This window comes from Sinorhizobium sp. BJ1, from assembly GCF_002531555.1.
In the GTDB taxonomy this organism is placed as follows: domain Bacteria; phylum Pseudomonadota; class Alphaproteobacteria; order Rhizobiales; family Rhizobiaceae; genus Sinorhizobium; species Sinorhizobium fredii_B.
Genome location: NZ_NWTH01000007.1, coordinates 58,257 through 74,134, shown reverse-complemented (window position 1 = coordinate 74,134; position 15,878 = coordinate 58,257). Strand labels below are relative to the sequence as shown.

The window sequence follows — 15,878 nt, the reverse complement described above, 5'->3', positions numbered from 1 at the left end:
GCCGGGCGTTTGGGCGATCAAACAAGGGTGATTTACGGTTAATCGCGACCGCTACAGTTCGCGCAGCACCGGAGCGGCCTTCTGGCCGAGGATGCGCCAGGTTCCGGCAAGACCCATGCCGACGGTTACGACGAGGGCGGCGGCGACCGTGGCGACGGCCACGTCCGGCAGGAAACTCGAGGGCAGCGTCATGACGCGACTGACGACGAACCAAGCCGCAACGCCGCCGGCCAGCAGCGCGAAAACGGCGGTGGCCAGGCCAAGAATGAAGTATTCGTAACTGAAGGCACGGATCAGCGTTCCCCGCGTGGCGCCGAGAGTCTTCAGCACCACCGCGTCGTGAATGCGGGCCCGGTTTCCGGCAGCGAGCGCGCCGGCGAGAACCAGCACCGAGGCGATCAGCGCCACGGCAGCGGCGGCGCGGATTGCCGTTGCGAGTTGCCCAAGCAGCGTGTTGACGATGTCGAGCGCGTCCTTGACGCGGACGCTGGTAATCGTCGGATAGGCGTTGGTGACGGATTTCAGCACCGTCGCTTCCTCGGCCGCCGTAGCATCCGGGTCGATGATCGTCGCCAGCCAGGCATGCGGCGCGCCCGCGAAGGTGTTGGGCGAGAAGACCATGACGAAATTGATCGAAAGAGATTCCCACTCGACATTGCGGAAATTGGCGATCCGGGCGGTGATGTTGCGGCCGAGCACGTTGACCGTGACCGTGTCGCCAATCTTCAGGCCAAGTTCGCCGGCCTCTTCCGCCGAGAAGGAGACGAGCGGCTCGCCGGTGTAGTCCGCCGGCCACCAGGCGCCCTCGGTGAGCGTCGAATTCTCCGGCTTGTTCTTCGCATAGGTGATGCCGCGGTCGCCGCGCAGGACCCATTGCCCGCCGGGCGGCACGGTGCGGCTGTTGACGTCCTGACCGTTCAAAGCGACGATGCGGCCGCGCAGCATCGGCACCTCGATGATCTTGCCTTTCGGCATCGCCTCGCCCAGCACCGAGCGGAAGCCGTCGATCTCGTGGCCCTGGATGTCGACGAAGAAGAAATTGGGCGCGCGGTCCGACATGTCGCCGGTCAGTTCGCGTCGCAGATTGCCGTCGATCAGCGCGAGAGTCACCAGCAGAGCCAGGCCCAACCCAAGCGACAGGACGACCGATGGCGTCAGTGCGCCGGGGCGGTGGATGTTGCCGATGGCCAGCCGAAGGGCCGGCGAGTGGACGCGCGGGCTGCGTCGCGCCAGCCAGCCGATGAGGAAAGCCACGGCGCGCAGGACGATGAAGGCGAAGGCGATCGCGCCGAGGAAGATCAGCGAGATGTAGCGGTCATAGGCCGTCCCGACGGCGAGACCGGCGAGCGCCGCAAGGCAGATCAGCGCCCCCGCGAGATAGGGCCAGGCGGGAAAACCGCTCGGCTCGAAACCCTGCTGGCGAAAGAGCGCGGTGGCCGGAACGCGACGTGCCCGGCCGAGCGGCAGGACCGCAAAGGCAAGCGCCGTCAGGAATCCGAACAGCGCCGCAAGACCAAGCGCCGAGGGATAGAGCTCGAAGGACGTCGAAACCGGCAGCATGTCGGCCAAAAATTGCGCCGCCACGAATGGGATCAATGCACCGAGGAGGAGGCCGATGGCGATGCCGATCGACGCGATCATCAGGATCTGCGCCAAGTAGATCGTCGCCACCAGCGAGGCCGGCGCCCCGAGGCATTTGAAGGTGGCGATGACGCCACGCTTGCCGTCGAGATAGGACCGTACCGCATTGCCGACGCCGACGCCGCCGACGATCAGCGCCGTCAGCCCGACAAGCGTCAGGAACTGCGAGAAGCGGGTGATGTTGGCGTTGAGCGACGGAGCGGCATTGCTGCTGGTGCGGATCGACCAGCCGGCCGCCGGAAAGCGGGTCTGCGCTTCCGTGCGGGCCAAAGCGACGCGCGAAGGGTCGGCAAGCTTGATCTTGTAGCTGTGCTCGACGAGGCTGCCGGTCTGCACCAGGCCGGACGCGGCGAGCGCCTCGGCCGACACCATCAGCCGCGGTGCGAAGCCGAAACCGTCCGACAGCGCATCGGGCTCGCGGATGATCGTGGCATTGACGCGCATCCGCGCGTTGCCGAGCAGGATCTCGGTTCCCGGAGCGATGCCGAGGCGTTCAAGGAGCAAGGGCGCGGCAATGGCGCCATAGATGTTGCCCTGCTTCGCAAGGAGTTCGGCAAGTGGCCTGGCCGGCTCGCTTTCGAGCACGCCATAAAGCGGATAGGCGCCGTCGACGGCCTTCAATTCCACCAGCGCCTGGTTCGATCCGTCCGGAAGCCGCGCCATGGAACGCAGCCCCGCGGACGCCGAAACGTGGCCAAGCCCGTCGAGGAAGCCGCGCTCCTCAGGCGTCGCGACGCGGTTGTTGAGTTCGAAGCGAATATCGCCGGCAAGGATTTCCTGGCCCCGCGAAGCGATCGTCGCGCTGATCGACTGCGACAGCGAGTTGACGCCGGCGATCGCCGCCGTGCCGAGCGCGATGCAGGCGAGGAAGATATAGAAACCCTTGAGACCGCCGCGCATCTCCCGAAGCGCCAGGCGTAGGGCGAGGAGCGGGCGAAGGCGGCGGATGGCTGTGGCCGCGCTCATGCGGATGCGGCCTCCTGGCGGGTCGCTTCGGCCAGAGGCGCGGCCTCGGCACCGGAGACGATTTCGCCCGAGCGGACCCGCACCTGCCTCGAGCAGCGCCCGGCGAGGGCGGCGTCATGGGTGACGAGAATGAGTGTCATGCCGCGCTCGCGCTGCTCGGCAAAGAGCAGATCGGTGATCTGCCGGCCCGTCTCGGCGTCGAGATTGCCGGTGGGCTCGTCGGCGATGAGAAGTTTCGGCGATGGCGCCAGCGCCCGGGCGATCGCCACGCGTTGCTGCTCCCCGCCGGAAAGCTGCCCCGGATAATGCGTCAGCCGCTCGCCGAGCCCGACGGCGACGAGCTCCCGCCGCGCGACGTCGAAGGCGTTGCGAACATTGGCAAGCTCCAGGGGCACCGCGACATTTTCGAGCGCGGTCATGTTGGGGATGAGATGAAAGGACTGAAAGACGATGCCGATATTGCGGCCACGGAAATCGGCGATCTCGTCCTCGTTCATGCGGTGCAGCGCCGTGCCGTCGATGGCGATCTCGCCGCCGTCGAGCCGCTCCAGGCCGGCCATGACCATCAGCAGGGTGGACTTACCCGAACCGGACGGCCCGACGATGCCGACCGACTCGCCGGCGTTGACGGTAAGGCTCACGTCCTTCAGCACATGCACCGAGGCCGCTGCCTCTCCAAGGGTCAGGTCCGCATTTTTCAGTTCGATGATGGTTTTTGCCACGCGGAACGACCCTATATGAAAGACAATGGAATGACCAAAAAGATTGCTTGCCGATTTAGGAACGAACTTATGCGATTGAAAGATTTTCTCCCGTTTTTCTTGAGCCTGGCAATGACAATCGCGTTATCGGCGCCAAGCCGTGCCGAAAGCCTGAAGCTCGTCGGCTTCGGCGACAGCCTGATGGCGGGCTACCAGCTTCCGCCGGAGGATGCCTTTCCCGCCCGGCTCGAGAAGGCCCTGAAAGCCAAGGGGCTCGACATCAGGATCGCCAATGCGGGCGTGTCGGGCGACACGACGTCGGGCGGTCTCGCCCGTATAGACTGGTCGGTGCCGGACGGAACGAAGGGCGTAATCCTCGAACTCGGCGCCAATGACGCGCTGCGCGGCATTCCGCCCGAGGAAACCCGCAAGAACCTGGAAGCCATGCTCGCGCGGTTCGAGGAGCGTGGTATCGCCGTGCTGCTCGTCGGCATGATGGCGCCGCCAAACATGGGTGCCGACTACGCGGCGCGCTTCAATTCGATTTATTCCGACCTGGCGAGGGAACACAACCTTGCCTTCTACCCTTTCTTTCTCGACGGCGTCGTGACCAAGGCGGGGCTGCAACTTGAAGACGGCATGCATCCGAACGGCGACGGCATCGCCGTGATGGTAGAGCGTTTTCTTCCGACGGCCGAGCAATTCGTCAGGTCGCTTCAGAAAGGAGAATGAGGGACATCACAATTAAGCAGTTGTTAATTTCTGAACCTGCCAAATAATGGTTGCGTGCAGAGTTGATGCGTGATTCGCTAAGACATCTGCAAGAGATTCGGGGAGCTCGCCATGCCGAGACTATTCACCGCCCTCGAAATTCCGCGTAATGCAGCAATGAGTCTTTCGCTGCTGCGCGGAGGTCTTCCCGGAGCTCGATGGATAGATGTGGAGAACTACCACATCACCCTGCGTTTCATCGGCGACGTCGACTGGCGCACCGCCAATGAAATCATCGACTGGCTCGACCGCATCGAACGGCCCGAATTCCAATTGCAACTGACGGGCACCGGCGCCTTCGGCTCGAAGAAGCCGCATTCGGTCTGGGCCGGCGTCAGCAACAATCCCGACATGTTCGCGCTGCAGGCGGAAATCGAGCGCATCTGCCAGCGTCTCGGCCTGCCGCCGGATCCGCGCAAGTTCACGCCGCACGTGACGCTGGCGCGACTACGCGCCTCACGTGTCGACGACGTGGTCGAATATCTATCAGGGCGTGGCAATTTCATGACCGCGCCCTTTATCGTTCCGCGCTTCGTGCTCCTTTCTTCACGCGACTCCGTCGGCGGCGGACCCTATCTGACGGAAGAGGTGTTTCCGCTTCAGGAAGGGCGCACAAGCTTCGCAAGCAGCGAGGAACAGCCGGCTTCCAGCGTCTGGTAGAGCGCCTCGAAGGCATCCGCCGTCTCGTAATAGGGGTCCGGAACGTTGTCGTTCCGGCCCGCGGCAAACTTCATGAACAGATGCACCTTGTGCATCGTTTCCAGCGAGGCGAGCCTCTGCAGCTCGGCGACGTTGCGGCGGTCCATGCCGAGGATCAGGTCGAAGTCGGCAAGATCGACCGTGGCGATCTGACGGCCGCGCAGATCGGTAATGTCGATGCCGTGGGCCTTGGCGGCCTCGATCGAGCGCCGATCGGGCAGGTGGCCGATATGCCAGGCGCCTAGGCCGGCGGAATCGACCGAGACCGCCTCGCCATAGCCGGCGCGGCGCGCAAGCGCACGCATGACGCCCTCGGCCAGGGGCGATCGGCAGATATTGCCCAGACAAACGAAGAGAATTCTGACGGGTTTCATGATATCCATTGGGTACTTAGAGTATGCATGTCGCATCCCAGAACCGCCGCACGCTTTTGGGATGCGCATGCAATTAGCGCGGCCGTGCGCCCACGCGGCATGGTTAGACCGAATAGGCCAGGGAGAAAACCGCATGAGGCCCGAAAAGCTCGATGCCGAAGCCATCGCCGAACATCTGCACAGGATGGAAGGCTGGGTTCTCGCCGAGGACGGAGCCTCGATCTGGAAGGCGTTCCGATTCCGGAATTTCGCCGACGCCTTCAGTTTCATGACGCAATGCGCCCTTGCGGCGGAGAAGCTCAACCACCATCCGGAGTGGTTCAACGTCTACAACAAGGTGGATGTCACGCTTTCGACACATGATGCCAGCGGGTTGACGGAACTCGACTTCAAGCTGGCGGCGAAAATGGACCAGGCGGCCGCCGGCCGGATGCCGGACCATTTGAAATAGCGCTCCGCCCATACCATATCGGGCTGCGGTGCAAAGCGGAACGGACGCGATGGACGACATCAAGATCGGTGAAATTCTTCTTCCCGGGGAGGAATCCGAACAGGAGCGCCGTGAACGCAAGGTGCGCCGCGGCTTCTGGCCGACCTTCCGCCGGGCGGTTCGCCAGATCCCCTTCAGCCGCGATCTCGTCGCCGCCTATTATTGCGCTGTGGACCCGCAGACGCCGACGCGGACCCGCGGCATATTGCTTGCGGCGCTGGCCTATTTCGTCCTGCCGCTCGATTTCGTGCCCGACGTGCTCGCCGCCGTCGGCTTCTCCGACGACATCGCCGTGCTGACGGCTGCCTTTGCGGCGATCAGCGGCCAGATCAAGGAAACGCACTATCGCAAGGCCGACGAGACGATTGGCGACCGGCCCGATGAATAGCGGCGCCGCCCAGCGGTGAGGTCGCCGCATTGCCGCCCGCAAAGACAAACTCTTGCCCGATTCTTTGTGACATAGATTCCGGAAACGTGACGGCTGTCGGCAGAAGAGGCAGCAGAACGGCGCGTCCGACGAGATTTGAGACAGGATAACCACCGGCCACGGCCCTCCAGTACCGACGTTCGACCGAACCGGCAGATCCGCACACGAGAGAACCGCGATGCCCGAGAATGGCCAAGGCTGTACGGGCGACGATCGGCCCGCCTTCGGGGAGCAGGCGACGTCATCGCGGCATTCGTTGACGGATTGGTAACCTGAATTAAGTCAAAATATATTCAAATCGTCTCTACGCGTTGCCCGTGTGAGCCTGGTTCGGGCAATCGCAAGCTAGGAAATCGGCAGGAACACATGTTTGCAAGAAATATCGCAACCGCAATCGCACTCGTACTGGCGGCAGCCGGCGTGGCTTCCGCGCAATCGCCGACGCGAATCCAGCAATTCAATGCCTGGGGCGCATACTCCTACCAGGCCGGCGGGGGCGGCAAGGTCTGCTACGTTCTCTCCATCCCCAAGGAGAAGACCCCTGCCGGTGTCGACCACGGCGACATCTTCTTCCTCGTCTCGCAACGTCCGGGGCAGAACATCAGCTATGAGCCGCAGGCGATGATGGGTTATCAGCTGCAGGACAATTCCAAGGTCAACGTCGTTATCGACGGACGCACCTTCGTGATGTTCACCAAGGGCAATTCTGCCTGGGTGGAAAACGCCGCGGAAGAGCCGGCGCTGGTCGCGGCGATGAAATCGGGCAAGGACATGTCGGTCAACGCCAAGTCCCGCAAAGGCACGGCAACCTCCTACTCCTATTCGCTCTCCGGCATTTCGGCTGCGTTGAAGCAGATCGAGGCCTGCAAGTAAGCCGCGACGGCCCGTTGTTGATTGCAAAGGCCGGCCACCGCGCCGGCCTTTTTGCGTTCCGGTGAAGCGCTCATGGTGACTCGCCGACGAAAGAATGCTAAAGCGCCGGCAAATTCGGAGCCCCGCGCCCCCGTCGAGCGCGCGTCGAGGCTCACCAGATTTCAATTCGAGCACGGGGAAATAGTCCGGAATCGTTCTCCGGACGCCTCTTTGCTGTACGACAGGACATCGAGAGCATGGCAGCCACCGAGATCTTGAACAGGGCGGAGATCGTCAAGGCGCCGCAGGTGCGGCCTGCGCCGCAGTCGGAAAAGCCGTCGCTGATCGGCCTGTTGCGCGAGGACATGGCCACACTGCTGGTCGAAAAAGGCGTGCCGGAGCGACAGGTCAAGATGCGGGTGAGCCAGCTCTGGCACTGGCTCTATGTGCGCGGCGTCTCGGACTTCGACCAGATGTCGAACGTCTCCAAGGACATGCGTGAAATGCTCAAGGAGCATTTCACCATCGCCCGGCCGGAGATCGTCGAGGAACAGGTTTCAGGCGACGGCACGCGCAAGTGGCTGCTGCGCTTTCCGCCGCGCGGCGCCGGCCGGCCCGTGGAGATCGAGACCGTCTATATCCCTGAGGAAGGCCGCGGCACGCTCTGCATCTCGAGCCAGGTCGGCTGCACGCTCACCTGTTCCTTCTGCCACACCGGCACGCAGAAGCTGGTGCGCAATCTGACGGCCGAGGAAATCCTCTCGCAGCTTCTGCTCGCGCGCGACCGGCTCGGCGACTTCCCGGAGCGCGACACGCCGCAGGGCGCGATCGTCCCGGCCGAGGGCCGCAAAATCACCAACGTCGTGATGATGGGCATGGGCGAGCCGCTCTACAATTTCGAGAACGTCAAGACGGCGCTTCTGATCGCCTCGGACGGCGATGGGCTGTCGCTGTCGAAGCGGCGCATCACGCTCTCGACTTCGGGGATCGTGCCGGAGATCTATCGCACCGGCGAAGAAATCGGCGTCATGCTGGCCATCTCGCTGCACGCCGTCAATGACGAGTTGCGCGACATGCTGGTGCCGATCAACAAGAAATATCCGCTGAAGGAGCTGATGGACGCCTGCCGCGCCTATCCCGGGCTTTCCAACGCGCGCCGCATCACCTTCGAATATGTGATGCTGAAGGACGTCAACGACAGCCTGCAAGATGCCAAGGAACTGGTGAAGCTCTTGAAGGGGATCCCGGCGAAGATCAACCTCATCCCCTTCAATCCCTGGCCCGGCACCAACTATCAGTGTTCCGACTGGGAGCAGATCGAGGCTTTCGCCGATTTCATCAACCAGGCCGGCTATGCCTCGCCGATCCGCACCCCCCGCGGCCGCGACATCCTGGCCGCCTGCGGCCAGCTGAAGTCGGAATCGGAGCGCATGCGCAAGGTCGACCGGCTTGCCTTCGAGGCGATGATGATCGCCAATCACGGCGAGGATTGAGACGGCTCAATTTGTTCCGTCCGCGTGCCGGCGCCTTCTCCCCGCATGCGGGGAGAAGGCGATCCCGATCCTGATCTAGGTGGGCCGATATCCCATCGATGAAGAAAATTGATGGGTGAAGCATTTCCCATCGATTGATTTCATCCACTCCGATGCCTAAGAAAGCGGCAATTCATCCTGAGCAGGTTCACGACGCGGCTAGCCGTTAATTCCCGCTCGTCAAAATCGGAGGACACCCATGCGTTCACTTCTCATCGCGCTTGCCGCCACCGCCGCCATTGCCTTGCCGGCGCGCGCCGACGAGGTGACGGTCGCGGTCACCGCGATCGTCGAGCATCCGGCTCTTGATGCCGCGCGCGACGGAGTCAAGGACGCGCTTGCCGCCGCCGGCTACAAAGAAGGCGAGAACCTGAAATTCATCTACGAGTCGGCGCAGGGCAATCCCGCCACCGCGGCGCAGATCGCCCGGCAATTTGCCGGCGAGGCACCGAACGTGATCGTGCCGATCTCAACGCCGTCGGCGCAGGCCGTCGTTTCCTCGACGCGCGACATTCCGGTGGTGTTTACCGCCGTTTCCGATCCGCTCGGCGCCCAGCTCGTCAAGGACATGGAAAAGCCTGGCGGCAACGTCACCGGCCTCTCCGACATGTCGCCGGTTGCTGAACACGTGGCGCTGATCAAGGAAATCCTGCCGAATGCGAAGTCTATCGGCTATCTCTACAATTCCGGCGAGGCGAACTCCGTTTCGCTACTCGCCGCCCTGAAGTCCGAAGCCGAAAAGGCGGGCCTCACCGTCGTCGAGTCCGCCGCGACGAAATCGGCCGAAGTGCAGGGTGCCGCCCGCGCCCTCGTGGGCCGCGCCGATGCGATCTATGTCCCGACCGACAACACGATCATCTCCGCGCTCGAAGGCGCCGTGGCCGTTGCCGCGGAAAGCAAGCTGCCGCTCTTCACTGCCGATACGGACTCCGTCTCGCGCGGCTCGATTGCCGCCCTCGGCTTCAACTACTACGACGTCGGCAAGCAGACCGGCGAAGTGGTCGTGCGCGTTCTCAAGGGCGAAAATCCGGGCGACATCGCCGTCAAGGTTGCCGCCGGCAGCGATCTCGTGATCAACAAGGGCGCCGCTGCCAAGATGGGCGTGATCCTGCCGGAAAGCGTCCTCGGCCGCGCGACCCGTGTGATCGAGTAACAGCGCCCGCTAGGGCTCGCTTTTATTGCCTAACTGCCGCCCCCGTATGATACGGGGGCGGTTCACTTATCGAGCGGAATGAAATTGCCGGCCTTCCGCCGGCATCCTGTTCAAATTCAGAAGGTCACGTTCCGCATGAAGTGCGGAACGCCTGAGAAGAGGACTACCGGCGTTGAGTCAAATTGCTTTCTGGGGAGCCGTGGAACTGGGGCTCGTCTATGCGTTCGTCGCCGTCGGCGTCTTTCTCGCTTTCCGGGTGCTCGACTTTCCCGACCTCACGGTCGACGGATCCTTTCCGCTCGGCGCGGCGGTGACTGCGGTGCTGATCATCGCCGGGGTCAATCCATGGCTGGCCGCGGCCGTCGCGATGGTTGCTGGTGCGGCGGCAGGGATGGTAACGGCGCTCCTGAACGTGCGGTTCAAGATCCTGAACCTGCTTGCCTCAATCCTGACGATGATCGCGCTCTTCTCCGTCAATCTCAGGGTGATGGGCAAGCCGAACGTGGCGCTGATCAATGCCGACACGATGCTGTCGCCCTTCTACGGGCTCGGCCTCAGGGATTTCTACCTGCGGCCGCTCTTCGTCGGCATCCTGGTGCTCCTCGCCGTCGTTCTCGTCTGGCGCTTCCTCGAAAGCGATGCGGGCTTGGCGATGCGGGCGACCGGCGCGAATGCCCGCATGGCGCGGGCGCAAGGGGTCGACACCAGCCGTCAGATTTACATCGGCATGGCAATTTCCAACGCGCTCGTTGCCTTAGGCGGCGCCCTCTTCGCCCAGACCAACGGCTTTGCCGACGTGACCTCGGGTGTCGGGACGATTGTCGTGGGCCTCGCCGCGGTGATCATCGGCGAGACGCTTCTCGGCGCCCGCGGCATTCTGCTGGCGCTCGTCGGCTGCGTGCTCGGATCGATCCTATATCGCATCGCCATTCAGGTGGCGCTGTCGACCGATACGCTCGGCCTACAGGCCTCCGACCTCAATTTCGTGACCGCCGTGCTCGTCACCGTGGCGCTCGTCCTGCCCCGCCTGCGCCGTGGAGGTGCCGCATGATCAACCTCGAGACCATCCAGGTCGTCTTCGGCAAGGGCACGCCGTTGCAGAAACAGGCGCTGAACGGTGTCAGCCTGACGATCGAGCAAGGCGCCTTCGTGACCGTAATCGGCTCGAACGGCGCCGGCAAATCGACGTTGCTCGGCGTCCTCGCCGGCGACGTGCTGTCCAGCGGCGGCCGCGTGACGATCGGTAAGACCGACGTGACGCGCAAGGGCACGGCCGCCCGCGCCGGTCTCGTTGCGCGGGTCTTCCAGGACCCGCTCGCCGGCAGTTGCGGCGCGCTTTCGATCGAGGAAAACCTGGCGCTTGCCGCCAGGCGCGGTGAGGGCCGGGGGCTCACGCCGGCCCTCGGACCGAAGCGCCGCGAGCATTTCCGCGAGCGCATCGCCGAGCTCAATCTCGGTCTCGAGAACCGCATGCGCGACCGCATGGATCTCCTCTCTGGCGGTCAGCGCCAGGCCGTCTCGCTGGTGATGGCGACGCTCGCCGGTTCCGAAGTGCTGCTGCTCGACGAACACACCGCAGCGCTCGATCCGGGCATGGCCGAGTTCATCATGAACCTCACGCAGAAGATCGTTTCCGGACGCAAGCTGACAACGCTGATGGTCACCCATTCGATGCGCCAGGCGCTCGATTTCGGTCATCGCACCATCATGCTGCACGGCGGCGAGATCGTGCTCGACGTCGCCGGCGACAGCCGCAAGACGCTGCAGGTGGAAGACTTGATTGCCATGTTCCGCCGCATCCGCGGCCAGACGCTCGACGACGATGCGCTGCTGATCGGTTGATCGGCGACCGCTACTGGATGTTTCCTTTCGATTTAAGGATATAAACATGCAGCAAATCAACGTGCTACAGCGACCCATGTGCGTCTGAAAAGACGCGCGGCGCTGTAGTCAGCGCGACTGCGTCAGGAAGATCTTGACGGCGAAAATGGAAAAGACCCCGGCGAAGCTGTAGTCGATCGCCCGCATCACCCGCCTGTTGCGCTGCAGCCAGGCCGCTAGCCAGTCGGCGGCGAGCACGACCAGCGCGTTGACCGGCATGCCGATGGCGATGAAGAAGAAACCGAGGAACAGGAGCTTGCCGGTCACTGCCGGATCGTCGGCGCTGACGAACTGCGGCAGGAAGGTCATGAAGAAGATCACGACTTTCGGGTTGAAGATGTTGACCGAAAAGCCGGTTGCGATATTGGACAGCGCCGAGCCCCTTGCCTCCGTGACCTTCGTCACCGACAGGCTCGACCCGTAGCGGATCGCCTGGATCGCCAGCCACAGGAGATAGGCGGCACCGCCCGTCTTCAAGACCAGGAAGGCGGTCGGCGAGGCGGTGATCAGCGCCGAGATGCCGAAGGCGACCAGCAGCGTGTGGACGACGATTCCGAGGCCGGTACCGACCACCACGAAGAGCGCGGCCTTCTTGCCCTGTGCCAGCGCGCGGCTGATCGAAAGCGTCATGTCCGGTCCCGGCGTTGCGGCCAGAAGCAGGCTGGCGGCGGCAAAGGCGAGGAGGGTCGGCAGGCTGGGCACGAAATCCATGGCATTTTTCCCGGTCGGTGATCCCTGCTGATACCGCCGGGCACGCACTTTGGCCAGCGGATTCGTGCGCACGACGCTGGTTCCGCTTGTATCGCTTCGAGTTCTAGCTAAAGTGCCGCAGATTTTTTGCACGGCGGCATCGCCGCTTTTGAGAGCAGACGGACAGACATCATGGCATCGCACAAAGACGTGAAGAAGGTAGTACTCGCCTATTCCGGCGGTCTCGACACCTCGATCATCCTCAAATGGCTGCAGACGGAGCTGGGCGCCGAAGTGGTGACCTTCACCGCCGATCTCGGCCAGGGCGAGGAACTGGAGCCGGCCCGCAAGAAGGCCGAGATGCTCGGCATCAAGGAGATCTATATCGAGGACGTCCGCGAGGAATTCGTCAAGGACTTCGTCTTCCCGATGTTCCGCGCCAATGCGGTCTATGAAGGCGTCTACCTGCTCGGCACCTCGATCGCCCGTCCGCTGATCTCCAAGCACCTGATCGACATCGCCAGGAAGACTGGCGCCGACGCGATCGCCCACGGCGCGACCGGCAAGGGCAATGACCAGGTCCGCTTTGAGCTCTCGGCTTACGCGCTGAACCCCGACATCAAGATCATCGCCCCCTGGCGCGACTGGTCGTTCAAGAGCCGGACCGACCTTCTCGAATTCGCCGAGAAGCACCAGATCCCGGTCGCCAAGGACAAGAAGGGCGAGGCGCCCTTCTCCGTCGACGCCAACCTGCTGCACTCCTCCTCGGAGGGCAAGGTTTTGGAAGACCCGGCGCAGGAGGCTCCGGAATACGTGCACATGCGCACCATTTCTCCGGAGGCAGCGCCCGACCAGGCGACCGTTATCAAGGTCGGCTTCGAGCGCGGCGATGCGGTGTCGATCAACGGCGTGCGCCTGTCGCCCGCGACGCTGCTCGCCAAGCTCAACGACTATGGCCGTGACAACGGCATCGGCCGCCTCGATCTCGTCGAGAACCGCTTCGTCGGCATGAAGTCGCGCGGCGTCTACGAGACCCCCGGCGGGACCATCCTGCTTGCCGCCCACCGCGCCATCGAGAGCATTACGCTCGACCGCGGCGCCGCACATCTGAAGGACGAGTTGATGCCTCGCTATGCGGAGCTCATCTACTACGGCTTCTGGTTCTCGCCGGAGCGCGAGATGCTGCAGGCGGCAATCGATAAGAGCCAGGTACATGTGGAAGGCGAAGTGACGCTGAAGCTCTACAAGGGCAATGTCATGGTCATCGGCCGCGAGAGCGACAAGTCGCTCTATTCGGACAAGCTCGTCACCTTCGAGGATGACCAGGGCGCCTACGACCAGAAGGACGCGGCCGGCTTCATCAAGCTCAACGCGCTGCGCCTGCGTACCCTCGCCGCGCGCAACCGCTAAAGGTCACCTGTTCAAGTAAAAGCCGCGGCGGAGCAATCTGCCGCGGTTTTTTGTCGCGGCTATTCCGCCGCCTCGCGCAGCGGCTCCTCGGCAGAGGCCGGCACCGTCAACGGGCGCAGGCGCACAGTCCGGCGGTACCAGAGGTAGCTCGCGATGGAGAGGAGGCCGAAGCCGGGGATGATCGTCCCGAGCGCCAGCGCCGGTGCGCCGACGAGGGCGGCCAGCGCGCCGCCGAGAAGGCCGGAACCCATCTGGATAAAGCCCATCACCGCCGACGCCGTGCCTGCGATATGCGGGAAGGGCACCATCGCCGCGGTCATCATATAGGGCATGACGAAGGCGATGCCGAAAGCGTAGATGCCGATCGGAATCATCACCGAGAGAAAACTCGGGCTCAGCGCATGCATGGTGAAGGCAAGGACGAGGCTCGCCATGGCGATAAAAGAGAGGCCGGCGGGCACGAGCGCCTGCGGCGTAAAGCGCCGCATCAGGAGCCGCACCGTCACCGTGCCGGAAAAGAACAGGCCCGACTGCATCAACATGCCGACCCCGAACTCAGTCGGTGTCAGCCCAACCTCGCTGATCAGCACGAAGGGCAGCATGGTCGCCCAGGCATAGAGGGCCCCGACCGCGCCGGCGATCACCAGTGTCGTGGAGACGAAGCGGCTGTCCGCCAGCAGCTCGCGATAGGCGGCGAGGATTGGCTGCAGGTGCCCCTTGCTGCGGTCCGGCGTCACCGTCTCGACCATGAAGAACTGCACGCTGAAGCAGGCCACCAACGCGAAGCCGACCATCAGGAAGAAGATCGATTGCCAGCCGAAAAGGCCGAGCGCGATGCCGCCGAGCGTCGGCGACACCGCCGGACCGAGCGCCAGCATCATACCAATCATGTTCATGATGCGGGCAGCCGTGGTGCCGGTGAACTGGTCGCGCACGATGGCGCGGGCCACCGTCATGCCGACGGACGCGCCGATCCCCTGCACGAGCCGCCCGGCAAGCAGCACGGCGACGGAGGGCGCAAAGGCCGCCATCAGGCTGCCGGCGAGGTAGATCGCCATGAAGATCAGCGTCGCCGGTCGCCGGCCGATGACGTCGGAGAGCGTGCCGGAAACGAGCTGGGCGAAGGCGAAGCCGCCGAAATAGAGCGACAGCGTCATCTTGATCGCCGCTTCGCTGGAGGCGAAGGCGCGGACAAGCTCAGGCATCGCCGGCGTATAGAGCGCCATGGACACCGGCCCGAGCGCGACCAGGAAGGCACCGATGATGCTGGTGCGCCGCTCGCTCATCTTGAGCGTCATTCAGCCGTCCCTTTCTCCTTGCCGGCGAGGCAAGGATCGAGCCGACGAAGATTGTCACGCAGGATCCGGAGATTGCCGCGCAAGAGCTCCCGCCCCTCGTCGCCCAGGCTCTCGGTATAGGCATTCATCATCTCGCGAAGACCAGCCATCAGTTCGGAAAGCAGCGGATCGGCCTTGTCGGTGATCACGACGTTCTTGGCGCGCCGGTCGGCCGGATCGGGCATGCGCGCCACGAGCCCGAGCGCCTCGAGGCGATCGAGATAGGCCGAAAGCGTCATCGGCTCTATCCCCATGCGAGTGGCGATCTCCGCCTGCTTGATGTCCTCGGTCATGGCCACCTGCATCAGCGTGCGCGCTTCCCCGGGCGTAATCCCGAGCGCCATCGCATTGACCTTGCGGTCGAAGGCACCGCGCAGCAGGCGCGAGACATCGGTGAGCAGCAGTCCGATCGTGTCGGATTCGAGTCTTCGGGGCATCTGGATCGTTCACAGGAGGATAATAAGGTTTCCTTATCATATTCTCTCGGTCCGTTCAATGCGGGGGCCGTGCATGAGCGCGGCCAGTGCAGCGTCACGGGCTGATCGTCCAGAACATCTTCGGCGGTGATTCCGGGAGAAGTATCTAGATCTTGTGGTGAACAAATCGGGAAGCGCCACACCGCGGGTGCTTCTTCAGCGGCGGAGGCTCGACGCACTGGAAAGGCAAGGCACGATTCTTATTCCCGGAGTTCTCAGCTTCGAGCGCGAATCTTGGTCAGAATTTTCCAGCCATTCCAGACTCTTGGATTCGGAATCCTTTGCACCGATTCCACCGTTGGTGGATGGGGTTCGGGTCCTTAATCGTGGTGCGAGGCATGATTCGACGGTAGATTCAGTATGTGGTGCGAATCCGCATTCGGGAAACTATATATAGCCGTGAACATACAGTGAATCGGTGGGAGTCAGCGATTCGTCTCCGATTCGTTCCACCGCTGTTCCATAAGTCGATATTTGC

16 protein-coding genes are annotated in these 15,878 nt (G+C 63.4%); 10 read left to right on the top strand and 6 right to left on the bottom strand.

What is annotated here, in order from left to right; translation table 11 throughout:
• Positions 1–51 precede the first annotated feature (51 nt).
• On the bottom strand, positions 52–2,607 hold the full coding sequence (locus tag CO676_RS12340) for an ABC transporter permease (protein ID WP_097521290.1): 2,556 nt from the start codon (positions 2,605–2,607) through the stop codon (positions 52–54).
• Complete coding sequence (locus CO676_RS12335; protein WP_014766361.1) at positions 2,604–3,329, bottom strand: ABC transporter ATP-binding protein; 726 nt, start codon at positions 3,327–3,329, stop codon at positions 2,604–2,606. Before CO676_RS12335 ends, CO676_RS12340 begins: the two co-directional genes overlap by 4 nt.
• 69 nt (positions 3,330–3,398) lie before the next feature.
• On the opposite strand from CO676_RS12335, the gene CO676_RS12330 reads away from it, so the two are divergent.
• Complete coding sequence (locus CO676_RS12330) at positions 3,399–4,040, top strand: arylesterase (protein ID WP_097521289.1); 642 nt, start codon at positions 3,399–3,401, stop codon at positions 4,038–4,040.
• 111 nt (positions 4,041–4,151) lie between these two features.
• Positions 4,152–4,739, top strand: coding sequence for an RNA 2',3'-cyclic phosphodiesterase (thpR, locus tag CO676_RS12325; protein ID WP_014766359.1), 588 nt, complete (start codon positions 4,152–4,154; stop codon positions 4,737–4,739).
• Here the strand turns inward: thpR and CO676_RS12320 are convergent.
• On the bottom strand, positions 4,679–5,152 hold the full coding sequence (locus CO676_RS12320; protein ID WP_179875473.1) for a low molecular weight protein-tyrosine-phosphatase: 474 nt from the start codon (positions 5,150–5,152) through the stop codon (positions 4,679–4,681). The genes thpR and CO676_RS12320 overlap by 61 nt on opposite strands.
• 133 nt (positions 5,153–5,285) lie before the next feature.
• On the opposite strand from CO676_RS12320, the gene CO676_RS12315 reads away from it, so the two are divergent.
• The 7 genes from CO676_RS12315 to CO676_RS12285 all read left to right on the top strand — a co-directional run bounded on the left by CO676_RS12315 (position 5,286) and on the right by CO676_RS12285 (position 11,448).
• The gene (locus CO676_RS12315; protein WP_041414763.1) at positions 5,286–5,603 is read left to right on the top strand and encodes a 4a-hydroxytetrahydrobiopterin dehydratase; all 318 of its coding nucleotides are present in this window, start codon (positions 5,286–5,288) and stop codon (positions 5,601–5,603) included.
• 49 nt (positions 5,604–5,652) lie between these two features.
• Positions 5,653–6,030, top strand: a complete 378-nt coding sequence (locus tag CO676_RS12310) for a YkvA family protein (RefSeq protein WP_014766357.1) — start codon at positions 5,653–5,655, stop codon at positions 6,028–6,030.
• Between the two features lie 405 nt (positions 6,031–6,435).
• Positions 6,436–6,942 (top strand): invasion associated locus B family protein, encoded by a 507-nt coding sequence (locus tag CO676_RS12305; protein ID WP_097521287.1) that lies wholly within the window; start codon positions 6,436–6,438, stop codon positions 6,940–6,942.
• A 236-nt stretch (positions 6,943–7,178) separates the two neighbouring features.
• Positions 7,179–8,414: a 23S rRNA (adenine(2503)-C(2))-methyltransferase RlmN gene (rlmN, locus tag CO676_RS12300; protein WP_014766355.1), complete on the top strand. Its 1,236-nt coding sequence runs from the start codon at positions 7,179–7,181 to the stop codon at positions 8,412–8,414.
• A 238-nt stretch (positions 8,415–8,652) separates the two neighbouring features.
• Complete coding sequence (locus CO676_RS12295; RefSeq protein WP_097521286.1) at positions 8,653–9,606, top strand: ABC transporter substrate-binding protein; 954 nt, start codon at positions 8,653–8,655, stop codon at positions 9,604–9,606.
• A 172-nt stretch (positions 9,607–9,778) separates the two neighbouring features.
• Positions 9,779–10,657: an ABC transporter permease gene (locus CO676_RS12290; protein WP_097521285.1), complete on the top strand. Its 879-nt coding sequence runs from the start codon at positions 9,779–9,781 to the stop codon at positions 10,655–10,657.
• Complete coding sequence (locus tag CO676_RS12285) at positions 10,654–11,448, top strand: ABC transporter ATP-binding protein (protein ID WP_097521284.1); 795 nt, start codon at positions 10,654–10,656, stop codon at positions 11,446–11,448. Before CO676_RS12290 ends, CO676_RS12285 begins: the two co-directional genes overlap by 4 nt.
• A gap of 108 nt (positions 11,449–11,556) precedes the next feature.
• Here the strand turns inward: CO676_RS12285 and CO676_RS12280 are convergent, their stop codons facing one another.
• Complete coding sequence (locus CO676_RS12280; RefSeq protein ID WP_097521283.1) at positions 11,557–12,198, bottom strand: LysE family translocator; 642 nt, start codon at positions 12,196–12,198, stop codon at positions 11,557–11,559.
• A 171-nt stretch (positions 12,199–12,369) separates the two neighbouring features.
• On the opposite strand from CO676_RS12280, the gene CO676_RS12275 reads away from it, so the two are divergent.
• Positions 12,370–13,587 carry an argininosuccinate synthase gene (locus tag CO676_RS12275; RefSeq protein WP_097521282.1) on the top strand — a complete coding sequence of 406 codons (1,218 nt, stop codon included), beginning with the start codon at positions 12,370–12,372 and terminating at the stop codon, positions 13,585–13,587.
• 59 nt (positions 13,588–13,646) lie between these two features.
• Here CO676_RS12275 and CO676_RS12270 read toward each other — a convergent pair whose 3' ends face one another.
• Together CO676_RS12270 and CO676_RS12265 are read right to left on the bottom strand one after the other, a co-directional pair.
• Entirely contained in the window at positions 13,647–14,885 is a 1,239-nt protein-coding gene (locus CO676_RS12270; RefSeq protein ID WP_097521281.1) for a multidrug effflux MFS transporter, read from the bottom strand.
• Entirely contained in the window at positions 14,882–15,361 is a 480-nt protein-coding gene (locus CO676_RS12265) for a MarR family transcriptional regulator (protein WP_014766348.1), read from the bottom strand. The genes CO676_RS12270 and CO676_RS12265 overlap by 4 nt, the downstream gene beginning before the upstream one ends.
• Positions 15,362–15,878: the final 517 nt, after the last annotated feature.

Coding starts and splice junctions, on each gene's coding strand:
- CO676_RS12340 (WP_097521290.1), bottom strand. CDS start 2,607: ATGAGCGCGGCCACAGCCATCCGCCGCCTTCGCCCGCTCCTCGCCCTA.
- CO676_RS12330 (WP_097521289.1), top strand. CDS start 3,399: ATGCGATTGAAAGATTTTCTCCCGTTTTTCTTGAGCCTGGCAATGACA.
- thpR (WP_014766359.1), top strand. CDS start 4,152: ATGCCGAGACTATTCACCGCCCTCGAAATTCCGCGTAATGCAGCAATG.
- CO676_RS12320 (WP_179875473.1), bottom strand. CDS start 5,152: ATGAAACCCGTCAGAATTCTCTTCGTTTGTCTGGGCAATATCTGCCGA.
- CO676_RS12315 (WP_041414763.1), top strand. CDS start 5,286: ATGAGGCCCGAAAAGCTCGATGCCGAAGCCATCGCCGAACATCTGCAC.
- CO676_RS12310 (WP_014766357.1), top strand. CDS start 5,653: ATGGACGACATCAAGATCGGTGAAATTCTTCTTCCCGGGGAGGAATCC.
- CO676_RS12305 (WP_097521287.1), top strand. CDS start 6,436: ATGTTTGCAAGAAATATCGCAACCGCAATCGCACTCGTACTGGCGGCA.
- rlmN (WP_014766355.1), top strand. CDS start 7,179: ATGGCAGCCACCGAGATCTTGAACAGGGCGGAGATCGTCAAGGCGCCG.
- CO676_RS12295 (WP_097521286.1), top strand. CDS start 8,653: ATGCGTTCACTTCTCATCGCGCTTGCCGCCACCGCCGCCATTGCCTTG.
- CO676_RS12285 (WP_097521284.1), top strand. CDS start 10,654: ATGATCAACCTCGAGACCATCCAGGTCGTCTTCGGCAAGGGCACGCCG.
- CO676_RS12280 (WP_097521283.1), bottom strand. CDS start 12,198: ATGGATTTCGTGCCCAGCCTGCCGACCCTCCTCGCCTTTGCCGCCGCC.
- CO676_RS12275 (WP_097521282.1), top strand. CDS start 12,370: ATGGCATCGCACAAAGACGTGAAGAAGGTAGTACTCGCCTATTCCGGC.
- CO676_RS12270 (WP_097521281.1), bottom strand. CDS start 14,885: ATGACGCTCAAGATGAGCGAGCGGCGCACCAGCATCATCGGTGCCTTC.
- CO676_RS12265 (WP_014766348.1), bottom strand. CDS start 15,361: ATGCCCCGAAGACTCGAATCCGACACGATCGGACTGCTGCTCACCGAT.